Origin of the sequence: Nocardia gipuzkoensis (assembly GCF_021183645.1) — a bacterium.
Lineage (GTDB): Bacteria > Actinomycetota > Actinomycetes > Mycobacteriales > Mycobacteriaceae > Nocardia > Nocardia abscessus.
Window position 1 is genome coordinate 7,932,814 of sequence record NZ_CP089225.1, and the last position, 16,705, is coordinate 7,949,518.

At 64.8% G+C, this 16,705-nt stretch carries 8 protein-coding genes and 3 rRNA genes; 5 read left to right on the forward strand and 6 right to left on the reverse strand.

From position 1 onward, the window contains the following. Nucleotides 1–455: 455 nt before the first annotated feature. A complete protein-coding gene (locus LTT66_RS36140; RefSeq protein WP_233062930.1) occupies nucleotides 456–1,532 on the reverse strand; it encodes an NAD(P)H-dependent amine dehydrogenase family protein in 1,077 nt (358 codons plus the stop codon). Nucleotide 1,533: 1 nt separating this feature from the next. Then, entirely contained in the window at nucleotides 1,534–2,325 is a 792-nt protein-coding gene (locus LTT66_RS36145) for an SDR family oxidoreductase (RefSeq protein ID WP_233062932.1), read from the reverse strand. A 97-nt stretch (nucleotides 2,326–2,422) separates the two neighbouring features. Here LTT66_RS36145 and LTT66_RS36150 point away from each other — a divergent pair, with 97 nt between their 5' ends. Beyond that, the gene (locus tag LTT66_RS36150; protein ID WP_233062933.1) at nucleotides 2,423–3,295 is read left to right on the forward strand and encodes a helix-turn-helix domain-containing protein; all 873 of its coding nucleotides are present in this window, start codon (nucleotides 2,423–2,425) and stop codon (nucleotides 3,293–3,295) included. A gap of 124 nt (nucleotides 3,296–3,419) precedes the next feature. Here the strand turns inward: LTT66_RS36150 and rrf are convergent. From rrf to LTT66_RS36170, 4 genes are all read right to left on the reverse strand, one after another. Further along, nucleotides 3,420–3,536: ribosomal RNA gene (gene rrf / locus LTT66_RS36155) — 5S ribosomal RNA — on the reverse strand. 137 nt (nucleotides 3,537–3,673) lie between these two features. Beyond that, nucleotides 3,674–6,787, reverse strand: a 23S ribosomal RNA gene (locus tag LTT66_RS36160). A 326-nt stretch (nucleotides 6,788–7,113) separates the two neighbouring features. Then, nucleotides 7,114–8,632 (reverse strand): 16S ribosomal RNA (locus LTT66_RS36165). Together the 16S, 23S and 5S rRNA genes form the textbook arrangement of a ribosomal RNA operon. Nucleotides 8,633–9,314: 682 nt before the next feature. Beyond that, on the reverse strand, nucleotides 9,315–10,283 hold the full coding sequence (locus LTT66_RS36170; protein WP_233062934.1) for a helix-turn-helix transcriptional regulator: 969 nt from the start codon (nucleotides 10,281–10,283) through the stop codon (nucleotides 9,315–9,317). Between the two features lie 63 nt (nucleotides 10,284–10,346). Here LTT66_RS36170 and LTT66_RS36175 point away from each other — a divergent pair, with 63 nt between their 5' ends. The 4 genes from LTT66_RS36175 to LTT66_RS36190 all read left to right on the forward strand — a co-directional run bounded on the left by LTT66_RS36175 (nucleotide 10,347) and on the right by LTT66_RS36190 (nucleotide 16,648). After that, nucleotides 10,347–12,632 (forward strand): ATP-binding cassette domain-containing protein, encoded by a 2,286-nt coding sequence (locus tag LTT66_RS36175; RefSeq protein WP_233062935.1) that lies wholly within the window; start codon nucleotides 10,347–10,349, stop codon nucleotides 12,630–12,632. 119 nt (nucleotides 12,633–12,751) lie between these two features. Beyond that, nucleotides 12,752–13,630: a glycoside hydrolase family protein gene (locus tag LTT66_RS36180; protein ID WP_181723711.1), complete on the forward strand. Its 879-nt coding sequence runs from the start codon at nucleotides 12,752–12,754 to the stop codon at nucleotides 13,628–13,630. Nucleotides 13,631–13,751: 121 nt separating this feature from the next. Continuing rightward, nucleotides 13,752–15,164 carry an L-fucose/L-arabinose isomerase family protein gene (locus LTT66_RS36185; protein ID WP_233062936.1) on the forward strand — a complete coding sequence of 471 codons (1,413 nt, stop codon included), beginning with the start codon at nucleotides 13,752–13,754 and terminating at the stop codon, nucleotides 15,162–15,164. A gap of 2 nt (nucleotides 15,165–15,166) precedes the next feature. Continuing rightward, entirely contained in the window at nucleotides 15,167–16,648 is a 1,482-nt protein-coding gene (locus LTT66_RS36190) for an FGGY-family carbohydrate kinase (protein WP_233069518.1), read from the forward strand. Nucleotides 16,649–16,705 lie beyond the last annotated feature (57 nt).

The window sequence follows — 16,705 nt, forward strand, 5'->3', positions numbered from 1 at the left end:
GAACATCGAGCGGGCGCTGCCCTCTCCGCATGCCGGACAGTGCCCGAGCGGCATCCGCGTGCGACCCGGCCCGTCGAAGACCAGACCGGCCCGATAACACGGCACGCCTGCGGAACCGCGCGACCTCACCGCCAGTCAAGGACTCGAGGCCGCAGTGCGGGACGAGCACCACCGGGCGCGCACCACAGCCGCACCCCGAATAGCCCCGAACGGCGGACGCGTGCGACCCCGCCCGTCGAAGACCAGACCCCCCCGATAACACGGCACGCCTGCGGAACCGCGCGGCCGCAGTGCCGGTCGAGGGCTCAGGGTCGCACCGCAGTGCGAAGCCCGCCGAAGCATCGAGCAGTGCTGTCCCCGCCGCATGCCGAATAGGCCCCCCACTCGTAACCGCATGGCCGCATGATCGGTCGGCAATCAGGGAAGCCCGGAAACCCGCGCCGGCCCGAACGCGATCACCGACCAGGGCGGTGTGCGGGAGCGGTGATCAGGGGGAGATCCAGCGCGGTGAGAATTCCGGCGGGGGCGGCGATCACCGCGGGGACGGCGTTGACGATGCGCAGGCCGGTCGCCAGGACCGTCGCGTAGTTGTGATCCCCATTGCGGCTCGAGGTCACCAGATCCAGCGCGTAATCGGGCTCGCCGGTGATCTCGACCCGGTAGGAGCCCTCGGGGTGCGCCGGCTGTGGCCAGTCCGGGCACAGGTCGGGGCGCAGCCGGGTGACGTGCTCGAGCACCGTGACCGGCACGTCCCCGACCATGCCCCGAACTTCGAACCGCAATGCCGCCGCGGTTCCCTCGGCGATGTGCCCGGTCACGATGTCGAACGACTCCGGCGCGGGGATGCGCTCGTAGGACTGCGTGACGGCATCGAGGGTGACGCCGATCCCGGCCGCGAGCTGACGGACCGTGCCACCCCAGGCCAGCGACAGCACACCGGGCTGCAACAGCATGGGGATCTCGTCGACGGGCTTGCCGAAGCCCATGATGTCGAACATGACCGCACGGTTGTCGTAGCTGGCGTAGTCCACGATCTCCAGACAGCGCACCTGGTCGACCCGCAGACAGGTCCCGGCGAGCGCGAGCGGGAGCAGATCGTTGGCGAAACCGGGGTCGATTCCGTTCACCCACAGCGACGAATTGCCTTGCGCGGCCGCCTCCTGCACCGGTTTCAGCAGCTCGTCGGGCAGCACGCCGTAGGGGTACTGGAAGAACACCGGTGCGCAAGCGACGACATTGATCCCGGCGGCCAGGATGCGCTGCAGATCCTGCACGGCTTCCAACAGCCGGTTGTCGGTCATCGAGCAGTAGACGACGCAGTCCGGGCGCGACGCGAGCAGTGCGTCGGCGTCCATCGTGGCGGTGACGCCGACCGGGTGATCGAGTCCCGCGAGGGTTCCCGCGTCCGTGCCGCTCTTGGCAGGACCGGACACCCATACGCCGGTCAGTTCCAGTTCGGGATGGGCGATGACGCCGGCCAGGGCATGCCTGCCCACATTGCCGGTGCCCCACTGCACTACGCGATATGTCATGTCACAGATCCGGGATCGGGAGGTCGAGGTTCGGGATGATCAAGCCGCCGTCGGGCTCGAGAATCTTGCCGGTGAGGTACTTGCCCGCGGGCGACACCAGATAGAGCGCGGCGGCGGCGATGTCTTCGGGTTCGCCGATGCGATGCAGCGGCGTCTTGGTCTCCAATTCCGTGCGCATGGCGTCATTGCTCGCGACGATCTCCAGCGCGGAGGTCAGGATCGAGCCGGGCGCGATCGCGTTCACCCGGATGCGTGGATTCAGGTCGAGGGCGGCGAGCTTGGTGTAGTGAGCGAGGGCAGCCTTGGCGGTGCCGTATGCCGCGAACGCACGTCCGGGCAGGCGCCCCATCGTGGAGGTGATGTTCAGAATCGAACCGCCTCCCGCTGTTTCGAGTATGTGCGGCACGGCGGCCCTGACCAGGGCGTGCGCATTGACGACGTTGAAGTCGAACGCCTGCGCCAGCGCCTGCGGCGTCGTGTCCAGCAGCGGGCACGGCAGTGCGCCGCCCACGTTGTTGACCACGATGTCCAGCCGTCCGAAGCGTTCGACCGCTGCCACGGCGAGGGCCGCCGTGGCAGCGGCGTCGCTCAGGTCCGCGGGCACCACGTGGGCCTGTCGCCCGGCGGCGGCGACCCGCTCGGCGACCTCCGCGAGCTGGCTCTCCGTCCGTGCGGCGATGACGACATCCGCGCCCGCCTCCGCGAACGCGACCGCTATGGCCGCGCCCAGGCCACGGCCCGCACCGGTGACTATGGCGACCTGATCGTCGATTCGGAACCGGTCCAGAATCATTCGCGCTCCCTACGCTGGTGACGAATATTCGACAGAGTGTGATCTAATATTCGTCATCGTAGGTCGCTCACCTGAGCCGGGACAAGGGGTTGCCGCAATGCCGGACCGATCCGCGTCGCCACCGACGCGTCGCGTCATCGATATCGTCTCGCTGCTGGCGACCTCCGGTGAACCGATCAGCGTCGCGGGCGTCGCCGAGCGTCTCGGTATCGCCCGCGCGACCGCGACCGCGATCCTGGCCGAACTGGACGCGGCCGGTTGGGTGGCCCGCGACCCGGCTCGCGGCTACGTCATCGGGCCCGCCCTGGCCGGGCTGCACGGTGCCGCGCTCCCGCACGGCGTCGGCGACCTCCTCGCCGGCCTGGCTGCCCGGACCGGGTACGGCGCCACGTTCAGCCGCATCGAACCCGACCGGCTCACCGTGCTCGACGTGCGGCACGGCGTCGACCGCGTCGTTCCCGGAATCCCGGTGGGGCATCGCATTCCGCTCCAATTCCCGGCCGGTGCCAGCGTCATGCCGTGGCGTCCGGCGAACGAACAGAACACCTGGCTGCGCACCGCCACCGAAGAGGATCGACGGATGGCCGGTGCGCTCCTGGCGCTGGTACGCGATCGTGGGGTGGCCGTCTTCCGACCACGCGCCGACGACGCGGGGATGGTCGATCTGCTCGCCGATCTGCTCGGCGCGGTGGGATCCGAACTGCTGCAACCTCATCTGCGCACGCGCGCGCTTCGTCAGCTCGCCGCGCTCACGTCACGGCCCTTCAGCCGGACAGAGCTGGATTCGGAGGAGGTACTGCCGCTGAGTTATCTGGCGGCGCCGGTTTTCGACGCGAGCGGCACCGCGGCCTACGAAGTGCAGCTGGGACCGTTGCGTTCCGCGACGACCCGAGCCGAACGCGAGGATTTCGTGGATGCTACGCGCAGCGCGGCACGTGAATTGACGAGCACGCTCGCCATTGATCGGTAAGGAAAAGCAATTTCCGGATAAACGACGAAAGGCCCCCGACGATCGTCGGGGGCCTTTCGGAGCTTTTTGGGTGCTCGAACGCAGATAGGGGACCCAGTATCTGGGTCCCCTATCGCAATGAATGTTCCGGCGGTGTCCTACTCTCCCACACCCTGTCGAGTGCAGTACCATCGGCGCTGGCAGGCTTAGCTTCCGGGTTCGGAATGGGACCGGGCGTTTCCCTACCGCTATGGCCGCCGTAACTCTATGAAACTATCCACACCCCCCACACCCACCCCACACGAACCGCTCACCGAAAAGGTGAGGGAACCCCGTGGGAGGGTGTAAGCGGTCTGTGTGTTGTTTCAGATACCGCACAGTGGACGCGTAGCAACCTTTGTTGGTAAGTCCTCGGCCGATTAGTACCGGTCACCTCCACACGTTACCGTGCTTCCAGTTCCGGCCTATCAACCCCATGGTCTGTGGGGGGCCTTAACCACTCAAAGGTGGTGAGAAACCTCATCTTGGAACAGGCTTCCCGCTTAGATGCTTTCAGCGGTTATCCCTTCCGAACGTAGCCAACCAGCAGTGCCCTTGGCAGGACAACTGGCACACCAGAGGTTCGTCCGTCCCGGTCCTCTCGTACTAGGGACAGCCTTCCTCAAGTTTCTGACGCGCGCGGCGGATAGAGACCGAACTGTCTCACGACGTTCTAAACCCAGCTCGCGTGCCGCTTTAATGGGCGAACAGCCCAACCCTTGGGACCTACTCCAGCCCCAGGATGCGACGAGCCGACATCGAGGTGCCAAACCATCCCGTCGATATGGACTCTTGGGGAAGATCAGCCTGTTATCCCCGGGGTACCTTTTATCCGTTGAGCGACACCGCTTCCACATGCCGGTGCCGGATCACTAGTCCCGACTTTCGTCCCTGCTCGACCTGTCAGTCTCACAGTCAAGCTCCCTTGTGCACTTGCACTCGACACCTGATTGCCAACCAGGCTGAGGGAACCTTTGGGCGCCTCCGTTACATTTTGGGAGGCAACCGCCCCAGTTAAACTACCCACCAGGCACTGTCCCTGAACCCGATCAGGGTCCGAGGTTAGAAGTCCAATACGACCAGAGTGGTATTTCAACGACGACTCCACGAACACTGGCGTGCCCGCTTCACAGTCTCCCACCTATCCTACACAAACCGTACCGAACACCAATACCAAGCTATAGTGAAGGTCCCGGGGTCTTTTCGTCCTGCCGCGCGTAACGAGCATCTTTACTCGTAATGCAATTTCGCCGAGTCTGTGGTTGAGACAGCAGAGAAGTCGTTACGCCATTCGTGCAGGTCGGAACTTACCCGACAAGGAATTTCGCTACCTTAGGATGGTTATAGTTACCACCGCCGTTTACCGGGGCTTAAATTCTCAGCTTCGCACCCGAAGGCGCTAACCGGTCCTCTTAACCTTCCGGCACCGGGCAGGCGTCAGTCCGTATACATCGTCTTACGACTTCGCACGGACCTGTGTTTTTAGTAAACAGTCGCTTCTCTCTGGTCTCTGCGACCACACCCAGCTCACAGCGTAAAGCCGGTCACCAGACGTGGTCCCCCTTCTCCCGAAGTTACGGGGGCATTTTGCCGAGTTCCTTAACCACAGTTCTCTCGATCGCCTCGGTATTCTCTACCTGACCACCTGTGTCGGTTTGGGGTACGGGCCGTGTACCAACTCACTAGAGGCTTTTCTCGGCAGCATAGGATCACTGAATTCGCCTCAATCGGCTACGCATCACCTCTCAGGCTGTATGAATGGCGGATTTGCCTACCACTCGCCCTACAGGCTTACACCAGGTATTCCATCACCTGGCCCAGCTACCTTCCTGCGTCACCCCATCGCTTGACTACTACAGCAGGGGTCGTGCGCAGCCGCTTCAAGCTTCCCGAAGGAAGTCCATCCACATTTGGGCACTTAGCACCACTGATTCGCCACTGGGCGCGGATACACGGGTACGGGAATATCAACCCGTTGTCCATCGACTACGCCTGTCGGCCTCGCCTTAGGTCCCGACTCACCCTGGGCGGATTAACCTGGCCCAGGAACCCTTGGTCATTCGGCGGACGAGTTTCTCACTCGTCTTTCGCTACTCATGCCTGCATTCTCACTCGCGTAGCCTCCACAACTAGCTCACACTGCTGCTTCCATGGCTACACGACGCTCCCCTACCCACCCCAGCTCCTGGCTCGAAAGCAGAATAATGCTGGAGTGCCGCGGCTTCGGCGGTGTACTTGAGCCCCGCTACATTGTCGGCGCAGAATCACTTGACCAGTGAGCTATTACGCACTCTTTCAAGGGTGGCTGCTTCTAAGCCAACCTCCTGGTTGTCTTCGCGACTCCACATCCTTTTCCACTTAGTACACGCTTAGGGGCCTTAGCCGGCGATCTGGGCTGTTTCCCTCTCGACTACGAAGCTTATCCCCCGCAGTCTCACTGCCGCGCTCTCACACACCGGCATTCGGAGTTTGGCTGATTTCGGTAAGCTTGTAGGCCCCCTAGACCATCCAGTAGCTCTACCTCCGGTGTGAAACACGCGACGCTGCACCTAAATGCATTTCGGGGAGAACCAGCTATCACGGAGTTTGATTGGCCTTTCACCCCTACCCACAGCTCATCCCCTCAGTTTTCAACCTAAGTGGGTTCGGGCCTCCACGACGTCTTACCGTCGCTTCACCCTGGCCATGGGTAGATCACTCCGCTTCGGGTCCATGATATGCGACTCACACGCCCTATTCGGACTCGCTTTCGCTACGGCTACCCCACACGGGTTAACCTCGCCACACACCGATGACTCGCAGGCTCATTCTTCAAAAGGCACGCCATCACCCCACCCCGAAGGGAAGGCTCTGACGGATTGTAAGCGCACGGTTTCAGGTACTATTTCACTCCCCTCCCGGGGTACTTTTCACCTTTCCCTCACGGTACTAGTCCGCTATCGGTCACCAGGGAGTATTCAGGCTTACCGGGTGGTCCCGGCAGATTCACAGCAGATTTCACGGGCCCGCTGCTACTCGGGCACCCACTACAACAGAGCACGTGTTTTCGTCTACGGGATTATCACCCTCTACGACAGGCCGTTCCAGACCACTTCGACTAACACGAACTTTTCTGACTGTCGCTCGACTCGGCAGAATCGAGAAAGTGAGCCCCACTACCCCGCCCAGACAACCCCTGCCGGGTATCACATCTGAACGGTTTAGCCTCATCCGCTTTCGCTCGCCACTACTCACGGAATCACAATTGTTTTCTCTTCCTGTGGGTACTGAGATGTTTCACTTCCCCACGTTCCCTCCCAACCGCCTATATATTCAGCGGCAGGTGACACGACATCACTCGTGCCGGGTTTCCCCATTCGGAAATCCTCGGATCTCAGCTCGGTTGACAGCTCCCCGAGGCTTATCGCAGCCTCCTACGTCCTTCATCGGCTCCTGGTGCCAAGGCATCCACCGTACGCTCTTCAACACTTACTAACAAAGATGCTCGCGTCCACTGTGCAGTTCTCAAACAACACACCCACACCGAATCGAACTCCAAGACCATCGAAATCAAAAACCCCGAGGTATCAAGGAAATCCGGGCGGATCGTATTTTTTGCCTGGAAAGAACGCCTGTTCTTTCAGGACCCAACAGTGTGTCGACTACATCCCCGAACCAGAAGCACTCAGGCTCCCAGCATCTTCGAGGCACATGCCAGCGTTCCACCCATGAGCTCCCGCCGGAAGACGATTGCTTCCGAAACGGTCTCTGGCACGACCACACTCGACTGTTCGAGGCGATCGCGCAGACATGCTCCTTAGAAAGGAGGTGATCCAGCCGCACCTTCCGGTACGGCTACCTTGTTACGACTTCGTCCCAATCGCCGATCCCACCTTCGACGGCTCCCTCCCACAAGGGGTTAGGCCACCGGCTTCGGGTGTTACCGACTTTCATGACGTGACGGGCGGTGTGTACAAGGCCCGGGAACGTATTCACCGCAGCGTTGCTGATCTGCGATTACTAGCGACTCCAACTTCACGGGGTCGAGTTGCAGACCCCGATCCGAACTGAGACCGGCTTTAAGGGATTCGCTCCACCTCACGGTATCGCAGCCCTCTGTACCGGCCATTGTAGCATGTGTGAAGCCCTGGACATAAGGGGCATGATGACTTGACGTCGTCCCCACCTTCCTCCGAGTTGACCCCGGCAGTCTCTCACGAGTCCCCGCCATTACGCGCTGGCAACATAAGATAAGGGTTGCGCTCGTTGCGGGACTTAACCCAACATCTCACGACACGAGCTGACGACAGCCATGCACCACCTGTACACCGACCACAAGGGGGCCTACATCTCTGCAGGTTTCCGGTGTATGTCAAACCCAGGTAAGGTTCTTCGCGTTGCATCGAATTAATCCACATGCTCCGCCGCTTGTGCGGGCCCCCGTCAATTCCTTTGAGTTTTAGCCTTGCGGCCGTACTCCCCAGGCGGGGTACTTAATGCGTTAGCTACGGCACGGATCCCGTGGAAGGAAACCCACACCTAGTACCCACCGTTTACGGCGTGGACTACCAGGGTATCTAATCCTGTTCGCTACCCACGCTTTCGCTTCTCAGCGTCAGTTACTGCCCAGAGACCCGCCTTCGCCACCGGTGTTCCTCCTGATATCTGCGCATTTCACCGCTACACCAGGAATTCCAGTCTCCCCTGCAGTACTCAAGTCTGCCCGTATCGCCCGCAAGCTTGGGGTTGAGCCCCAAGTTTTCACGGACGACGCGACAAACCGCCTACAAGCTCTTTACGCCCAGTAATTCCGGACAACGCTCGCACCCTACGTATTACCGCGGCTGCTGGCACGTAGTTGGCCGGTGCTTCTTCTACAGGTACCGTCACTTGCGCTTCGTCCCTGTCGAAAGAGGTTTACAACCCGAAGGCCGTCATCCCTCACGCGGCGTCGCTGCATCAGGCTTTCGCCCATTGTGCAATATTCCCCACTGCTGCCTCCCGTAGGAGTCTGGGCCGTGTCTCAGTCCCAGTGTGGCCGGTCGCCCTCTCAGGCCGGCTACCCGTCGTCGCCTTGGTAGGCCATTACCCCACCAACAAGCTGATAGGCCGCGGGCCCATCTCGCACCGATAAATCTTTCCACCCACCGCCATGCGACAGCAGGTCATATCCGGTATTAGACCCAGTTTCCCAGGCTTATCCCGAAGTGCGAGGCAGATCACCCACGTGTTACTCACCCGTTCGCCGCTCGTGTACCCCGAAGGGCCTTACCGCTCGACTTGCATGTGTTAAGCACGCCGCCAGCGTTCGTCCTGAGCCAGGATCAAACTCTCCGTTGAAGACTCAAATCACACCCCGAAAGGCGCAATCAAAAGTAATAACCAGAGTCCGAAAACCCAGCAAAACAATCGCCAGCAAAAAGCTGACTAAAATGTCCGACCCTCCCACACGGGGAGCGGGAAGAGCCGGAACCAAATAAAACATTTGGCACTGACATTCATCGACACACTATTGAGTTCTCAAAGAACACACGCACACACATTCACTCCGGAATTCACCGGAACTTCAGTGAGGCAACTTTCCCAGCTTAGCTCATTCGTTCACCCGATCAAAATCGGGCTCGCGACCGAGCCAGTGTGATCGCCAGGCGCTCCTCGTCCTACCTCGTTTCCCGGTCCTTCCGCTCGGCGTCTCCGCCTTGCTTCTCGGCTCCGGGTCGGTGTCCGTGTCGCTCTGACTTGGAATAAGTTACGCGGCGGAAAACGCTTCGTCAAATCGCCTGGGCAGCGCGTCATTTCGCAGGTCAGAGGCGTGCGATCGGCGGAACGACGGGCCGAATGACACGACTGTGATTCAGACCACCACAAGATCGATTCTGTCGCCCGGAGAGGCAATGGCGCCCGTGGGCGATCAGCCGCCCAGCGGAGCGCGGCGCGATGCCCGACCGGATTCGCGTCGCCGAACGCGAGGGCCGCATCGCGCAGCGCCGGAATGTTCCGCGGATCGCCGCGCGGGATTGCTCTAGCGCACGTGCCCGGCAGCACGAAGGAGTTTGGCGCCGAGGTCGGCGAGCAGGTCTTTCATCTCGGCGGGTTCGAGGACCTCGAAGTCCAGGTTCAGGTGCGCTATGCGGAGGGCGGTCCACTCCAGGGAATCCGGCGAGGTGCGCAGGAGGCAGGTTCGCGCGTCCAACGGTTCGATCTCCTGTGCGCGCACCCGGAACGATTCGATCAGGTGGTCGGCGGAGGCATGCACGCGCAGGACGACCTGGCGAGCCGGCCTGGAGCGGGCCAGCTGGCTGGTCACGAAGCTCGCCGCGTCCTCGGCGGGCAGCGCTCGGGGTACGCAGCGTGTTCCGATGGGTTGCGGTGAGGTCAACCGATCCACGCGGAAGGTGCGCCAATCGGCGCGGTCGACGTCCCAGGCCACCAGATACCAGCGTCGACCCGCGGAGACCAGGCTGTGCGGTTCGGCGAGGCGGCTGGTCTGCGCGTCGGCCTTGTCCCGGTACCGGAAGCGGATCCGCTCGCCGTCGCGCGCGGCGGCGGCCAGGGCGACCAGCACCTCCGGATCGATCATCGGACCGGCGGCGGGCCCGCCCAGCGACACGGTGGTGGTGTCCAAGGCGTCGACCCGGCGCCGCAACCGCGACGGCAAGACCTGCTGCAGTTTCACCAGAGCGCGGGCCGCCGATTCCTCGATACCCGAGACCGCGCCCTGTGCGGCGCCGCGCAGTCCGAGGGTGATCGCGACCGCCTCCTCGTCGTCGAGCAGCAGCGGCGGTAGCGCCGCGCCCGCCTGTAAGCGGTACCCGCCGACCGCTCCCAGGCTGGCGACCACCGGATAGTCCAGCTCACGCAGGCGCTCGACGTCCCGGCGCACGGTCCGCACCGTGACCCCGAGCCGCGCGGCCAGATCCGGACCGCTCCATTCGCGGCGGGTCTGCAGCAGCGAGAGCAGCTGCAGCAGCCGCTCGGCGGTCCGGGTCACGCGCTCCAGTATGGCCGTGAAAGAGGACAGAAACCGACCTCATCGGCTCCTAGCCTCGCCTCCGTGCATGCTCATCGAGACACCATCACGATCGTCGGGGCGCGCGAGAACAACCTCCGCGACGTCTCACTGACGATTCCCAAGGGCAAGATCGTGGTCTTCACCGGCGTGTCCGGTTCGGGTAAGTCGTCGATCGTCTTCGGCACCGTCGCGGTCGAATCGCAGCGGCAGCTGAACGAGACCTTCACCTGGTTCATCCGCAACCGGCTGCCCAAGTACGAGCGCCCGGAGGCGGAGGCGATCGACAATCTGGCGCCCGCCGTGGTCGTCGACCAGAAGCCGATCGGCGGCAATTCCCGATCCACGGTCGGCACCATGACCGACATCCAGTCGATCATCCGCGTGCTGTTCTCCCGGCACAGCGTGCCGAGCGCGGGCGAGGCCACGCGCTACTCGTTCAACGACCCGCTGGGCATGTGCCCCGCATGCGGCGGTCTGGGCCATGTGGTGCGCCCGGATCTGGAGCGGCTCATCGATGCGGGCAAGTCGCTCAACGAGGGCGCCATCACCTTCGGGCCCTTCGCGGTCGGAACCTTCCAGTGGCAGTTGTACGCGGAGTCGGGACTTTTCGACCCGGACAAGCCACTGCGGGAGTTCACGCCCGAGGAATGGCAGTTGTTCCTGCACGGCAAGGGTTTCCGTGTCCCGCGCAAGAACCGGAACGGATCGGCGGGGAACAACGCTTACGAGGGTCTCTTGGAGCGGTTCGACCGTCTGTACGTGAAACGTGATCTCAACGCGCTGTCGGACAGGAATCGCGCGGCCGCGCGAGCGGTGGTCACCGAGGAGATCTGCCCGGACTGCGGTGGCGCCCGGCTCAACGCCGCGGCGCTGGCGAGCCGGATCGATGGGCTCGGCATCGCCGACTACGGCAGGCTGGAGATCACCGATCTCATCGAGGTGCTCACGGGCCTGGACGATCCGGTGGCTCGGCCGATAGCGTGGGCCGCCATCGCCCGGTTGCGCCGGATCGAGGAGGTCGGGCTCGGCTATCTGTCGCTCGATCGGGAAACGGCGACCCTGTCCGGCGGCGAGGCCCAGCGCCTCAAGGTGGTCCGGCATCTCGGCTCCAGCCTCACCGGCATGACCTATATCTTCGACGAGCCCAGCGTCGGTATGCACCCCCGCGACGTGGGACGGCTGAACACCCTGCTCGCCGGCTTGCGGGACAAAGGGAACACCGTCCTGGTGGTCGAGCACTCCCCCGACGTCATCGCCGTCGCCGACCACGTGATCGACATGGGGCCCGGCGCGGGCTCACGCGGCGGGCAGGTGGTGTTCCAAGGCACCGTCGATCAGCTGCGGGTCGCGCGGACGCCGACCGGTGCGGGATTGCGCAGGGTGCGGCGGGTCAAGGCAGACGTCCGCGAGCCGGCCGGATGGCTCACCGTCACCGACGCCGACTCCTACAACCTGAAGAATCTCACCGCGCGGTTTCCGACGGGAGTGCTCACGGCGGTCACCGGAGTGGCGGGCTCCGGCAAGAGCACGCTGGTATCGGGCGCGTTCGTCGCCGCGCACCCGCAGGTCATCGCGGTGGACCAGTCCGCGATCGCCGCCTCCCGGCGCTCCAGCCCCGCCACGTATCTCGGCATCATGGACCCGCTGCGTCAGCTCTTCGCCAAGCAGCACGGTGTGCGACCGGGCTTGTTCAGCTTCAACTCCGACGGCGCCTGCGGAGCATGCGATGGCGCGGGAGTGATCTTCACCGACCTGGCTTATATGGATCCGGTCACCACGGTCTGTCAGACCTGCCACGGACGCCGCTATCGCCAGGAAGCGCTCGCCTACGAGATTCGCGGAGCGTCCATCGCCGACGTGCTGGAGATGCCCGCCGAAGAGGCGCTGAACTTCTGGGCGGACGAGGGCGACCAGCGCATCCGCACGCCGTTGCGCTCACTGCTCGACGTCGGTCTCGGCTACCTCGCGCTCGGCCGCTCGCTGACTTCGCTGTCCGGCGGCGAGCGCCAGCGCGTCAAACTGGCCGATCATCTCCGGCGTAGTCGCGAAGCCGCCGTCTACGTGCTGGACGAACCGACCACCGGGCTGCACATGGCCGACGTCGACACCCTGGTCGCGTTGCTGGACCGGCTGGTGGACGCCGGGAACACGGTGATCGTCATCGAACACGACCTGGACGTCGTCGCACGGGCCGACTGGGTGATCGATCTCGGCCCGGACGGCGGAAAGCACGGTGGCGAAATCGTTTTCGCCGGCACTCCGGCGGCCTTGCTGGCCGACGGCCGGTCGCTGACCGCGGAATACCTGCGGCGTACTGTCGTCGCCTGAGCCGCCGACGACAGGAAGCACGGGTCTCGGCTACCGGGGCACCGCTCCCGGCGATTTGCGCCCGGACCGAAATCCGCGGGACGGCACGGGGACGACCACCGCGACGGCATCATGAACCCATGACGACGCGGGAAGTGGTGCGAGCGGGGCCCTTCGCGCGGATCTACGACCCGAGCGTCGGCGAATCGGAAGATTGGTACATCAACGACCACACGATCGTCCGCGACGCCGCGGGGCGATGGCACCTCTTCGGAATCACCCACCCCGAACCCGCGGAGCCGTTCGACGAGATCGAGTTCGCCCATGCCAGCGCCGACCGGCTGCACGGACCCTGGACCAAGCACGCCGCCGCGCTGCGGGTGGATCGGCAATACGGGGAAACGCACCTGTGGGCGCCCTACGTGGTCGAAGCCGACGGGCAGTACCACATGTTCTACGCGGCGGGCGGCGCGGACCGCACCGGCGCGGCGATGAACGCGGCGACCTCGCCGGATCTGTTCCGGTGGACCAGATTGCCGGCGGGCCCGCTGTTCCGCGACGGCTACGACGCCCGTGATCCCATGGTGGTGCGCGTGGGTGACCAGTGGGTGATGTACTACTGCGCGACGAGCGCCCCGACCGGCGGTCATCACGTCGTCGCGTACCGCACCAGCACCGACCTCGTGCACTGGGGCGAGCGGCACATCGCCTACACCGATCCGACCAAAGGCACCGAAGCGGGCAATACCGAATCCCCTTACGTCCTCCGGCAGGACGGGTGGTGGTACCTGTTCATCGGTCCGCGTCCGCATTACGTCGGCACCGATGTCTTCCGCAGCGACAGCCCGTTCCGCTTCCGCATCGGAGACAAAGTGGGCCACATCGCGGCGCACGCCGCCGAAGTCGTCCAGGCGGACGGCCGCTGGTGGATCACCAGCGCGGGTTGGGGGCAGGGCGGCGTCCATCTGGCGCCGCTCAGCTTCCCGCAGTCGCGCGAGGTCAAAACGGTTCCGCGATAAGCGGTCCGAAGCACCGAGCCGGGCTCTATTTCGGCGAAACCCGCCTTCGAGCCCGGCCCCGGCTGGTATCTGTTGATCGAGTCGAACTCTCCGATCACCCCCACGTCCTGGAGGGACCGGCATGGCCCGTATCGGCGTTATCAGCATTTCCGATGGCCGCGACTATGTCCACGCGGGCATCGCCGATTTCATCGCCGCCACCGAGGACCGGCTGGTGGCCGCGCTCACCGCCGCGGGACACGATGTGGTCGTCGGCGCGACGCCGATCAGCGACAACGCGCTGGCGAGTTCGGTGGCGCGCTCGGTCGCGGCGGCAGGCGTCGACCTGACCGTCCTGCACTACGCGGTCTGGGCGTTCCCGCATTTCACCATGCTCGTCGCGGGCGCGATGCCAGGTCCGCTGCTGCTGCTGTCGAATATCGACCCGGTGCAGCCCGGGATGGTGGGCATGCTCGCGGCCGGCGGCGCACTCGACCAGATCGGGCGCAAGCACAGCAGGCTGTGGGGCGACCCCTCCGACCCCGAACTCATCGAAGCCATCGGCGTGCGCGCGCGGGCCGCGGCAGCGGTATCCGGCCTGCGCGGCGCGACGTTCGGACGCTTCGGCGGGCGGCCGATGGGCATGAACACCGCCGTGGCCAATACCGATCAGTGGCAACGGCAATTCGGCATCGACGTCGAGGAAATCGATCAGTGGGAGATCGTGCGGCGCGCCGAACTGGCCGACGCGGGCGAGGCGAGGGCCGCGCGCGAATGGCTGGAGCGGCACACCGCGGGCGTGCACTACGACGGGGCGAAGCTCACCCCGGAACTGCTGGAACGCCAGATCCGCTCCTATCTGGCGGTGCGCGAGCTGATCGATGAATGGCGTCTGGATTTCTCAGGAATCAAGGGGCAGCCCGAACTCACCCAGTATTTCGCCACCATGGACGTGACCGAGGCGTTCCTCAACGATCCCTACGATTGGAACGGCCCGAAGGAGCCGCACGTCTGCGCCACCGAAGCGGACATGGACGGTGCGCTCACCATGCAGTTGCTCAAGGGGGTGGCGGGCACACCGGTGCTGTTCGCCGACGTCCGGCACTATCACGCCGATCGGGACATCTGGGACCTCTGCAATTCCGGCCAGCACGCCACCTGGTTCGCCGCCCGCAGCGCCGATCCCGCGGAGAACCTGGCGAAGGTGCACCTGTACCCGGAGGTGTTCTTCTTCCCCGCGGGCGGCGCTTCGGTGCATCATCTGGCCGCGCCGGGCCGGATGACCCTCGCGCGGCTCACCCGTCTCGACGGCGACTACCGCATGCAGCTGATGCTCGGTGAGTTCGAGGACTACGACCAGCAGACCAACGAGGCGCTGATGAAGCAGTCGACCTGGGAGTGGCCGCACGCGTTCGCACGGCTGGACGCGCGTGCCGACGACTTCCTGAACCGCTTCGGCGCCAACCACATCCACGCGGTACCCGGTGACCACCGGGCCGCCGTACGCGCGACCTGCGAACTGCTGGATGTCACCGTGGACGAGTTCACCCGGTGACGATGTTCCTCGGCATCGATATCGGGACCTCGAGCTCGAAAGGCGTCCTCACCGACGCCGCAGGCACGGTACTCGCCAGGGCCGAACGCGCGCACGACGTTTCCATGCCACACCCCGGCTGGGTCGAGCACGACGCGGAGGCGGTGTGGTGGGCGGATTTCGTCGCGATCGCCCGCGACCTGGTCGACGCGGCCCGCGGCGCGCCGCTCGCCGGTCTCGCCGTGTCCGGCATCGGCCCGTGCCTGCTGCCCGCCGACGCGGAGGGCAGGCCGCTGCGCCCGGCGATTCTGTACGGCGTGGACACCAGGGCGGGCGCCGAGATCGCGGAACTGAACGCCGAATTCGGCGCACAGGCCGTGCTCGACCGCGCCGGGTCACCGCTGACCAGCCAGGCTGTCGGGCCGAAGGCCCGGTGGCTGGTCCGGCACGAGCCGCAGGTCGCGGCACGTACCGCGATGCTGCTGATGGCCAGTTCCTTCCTGGTGTACCGGCTCACCGGCCGGTACGTGCTCGACCACCAGTCGGCCAGTCAGTGCGTCCCCCTCTACGACCTGCGTGCGCGTGCATGGGCGACGGACTGGGCCGAGCGGATCGTGCCGGGCTGGTCGTTGCCGGAGCTGGCCTGGCCCACCGAGATCGTGGGCCGGGTGAGCGCGGAAGGGGCAGCCGCCACCGGGCTCCCGGCGGGGCTGCCGGTCACCACCGGAACCATCGATGCCTGGGCCGAGGCGGCCAGTGCCGGAGTCCGCGCTCCGGGCGACGCGATGATCATGTACGGCACCACGATGTTCCTGGTGCAGGTGCTCGCCGATCCGCGGCCGCATCCCGGTCTCTGGGGTACCTGCGGCACCTGGCCCGATACGTACACCCTCGCCGCGGGCATGGCCACCTCCGGCGCGGTCACCGACTGGCTGCGCAGGCTCGTCGGCGGTGAGTTCGCCGACCTGGTCGCCGCGGCCGCCGACGTGCCCGCGGGCAGCCGGGGACTGCTCGCGCTGCCGTATTTCGCCGGAGAGCGCACTCCCCTCTTCGACCCGGACGCCCGAGGCATCGTCGCCGGTTTGACCCTCGGGCACGGACGGGCCGAGCTCTACCGGGCGGTGCTGGAGGGGATCGCCTACGGGGTGCGGCACAACCTGGAGGCGATGACCGAGGCCGGTGGACGGGCCGGGCGTCTGGTCGCGGTGGGTGGCGGCACCAAAGGCGGGTTGTGGACCCAGATCGTTTCCGATGTCACCGGCCTGCCCCAGCAGTTGCCCGCCGACACTGTCGGCGCGAGCCTCGGTGACGCTCTGCTCGCCGCCGAAGCCGCCGGAATCGACACCTCCGGGTGGAATCCTGTCGTCGACACGGTGCGGCCTTATCCTGAGCGCACCGCGAAATACAAAGAGTACTACCGGCACTATCGCGATCTGTACGACCGCACCACGACCGTCGCGCATTTCCTGGCGGCCGAACAGCATCGTGCCGGTGCGTCTTCCTGATCGCGGACAGCCATGCGCGGATACACGGTTACTTCGCGGAACGATTACGAGGAATCC

Excerpts from the sequence above, each read along its gene's own strand:
- LTT66_RS36145 (WP_233062932.1), bottom strand. The coding sequence starts at position 2,325 with ATGATTCTGGACCGGTTCCGAATCGACGATCAGGTCGCCATAGTCACC.
- LTT66_RS36190 (WP_233069518.1), top strand. The coding sequence starts at position 15,167 with ATGTTCCTCGGCATCGATATCGGGACCTCGAGCTCGAAAGGCGTCCTC.
- LTT66_RS36185 (WP_233062936.1), top strand. The coding sequence starts at position 13,752 with ATGGCCCGTATCGGCGTTATCAGCATTTCCGATGGCCGCGACTATGTC.
- LTT66_RS36180 (WP_181723711.1), top strand. The coding sequence starts at position 12,752 with ATGACGACGCGGGAAGTGGTGCGAGCGGGGCCCTTCGCGCGGATCTAC.
- LTT66_RS36150 (WP_233062933.1), top strand. The coding sequence starts at position 2,423 with ATGCCGGACCGATCCGCGTCGCCACCGACGCGTCGCGTCATCGATATC.
- LTT66_RS36140 (WP_233062930.1), bottom strand. The coding sequence starts at position 1,532 with ATGACATATCGCGTAGTGCAGTGGGGCACCGGCAATGTGGGCAGGCAT.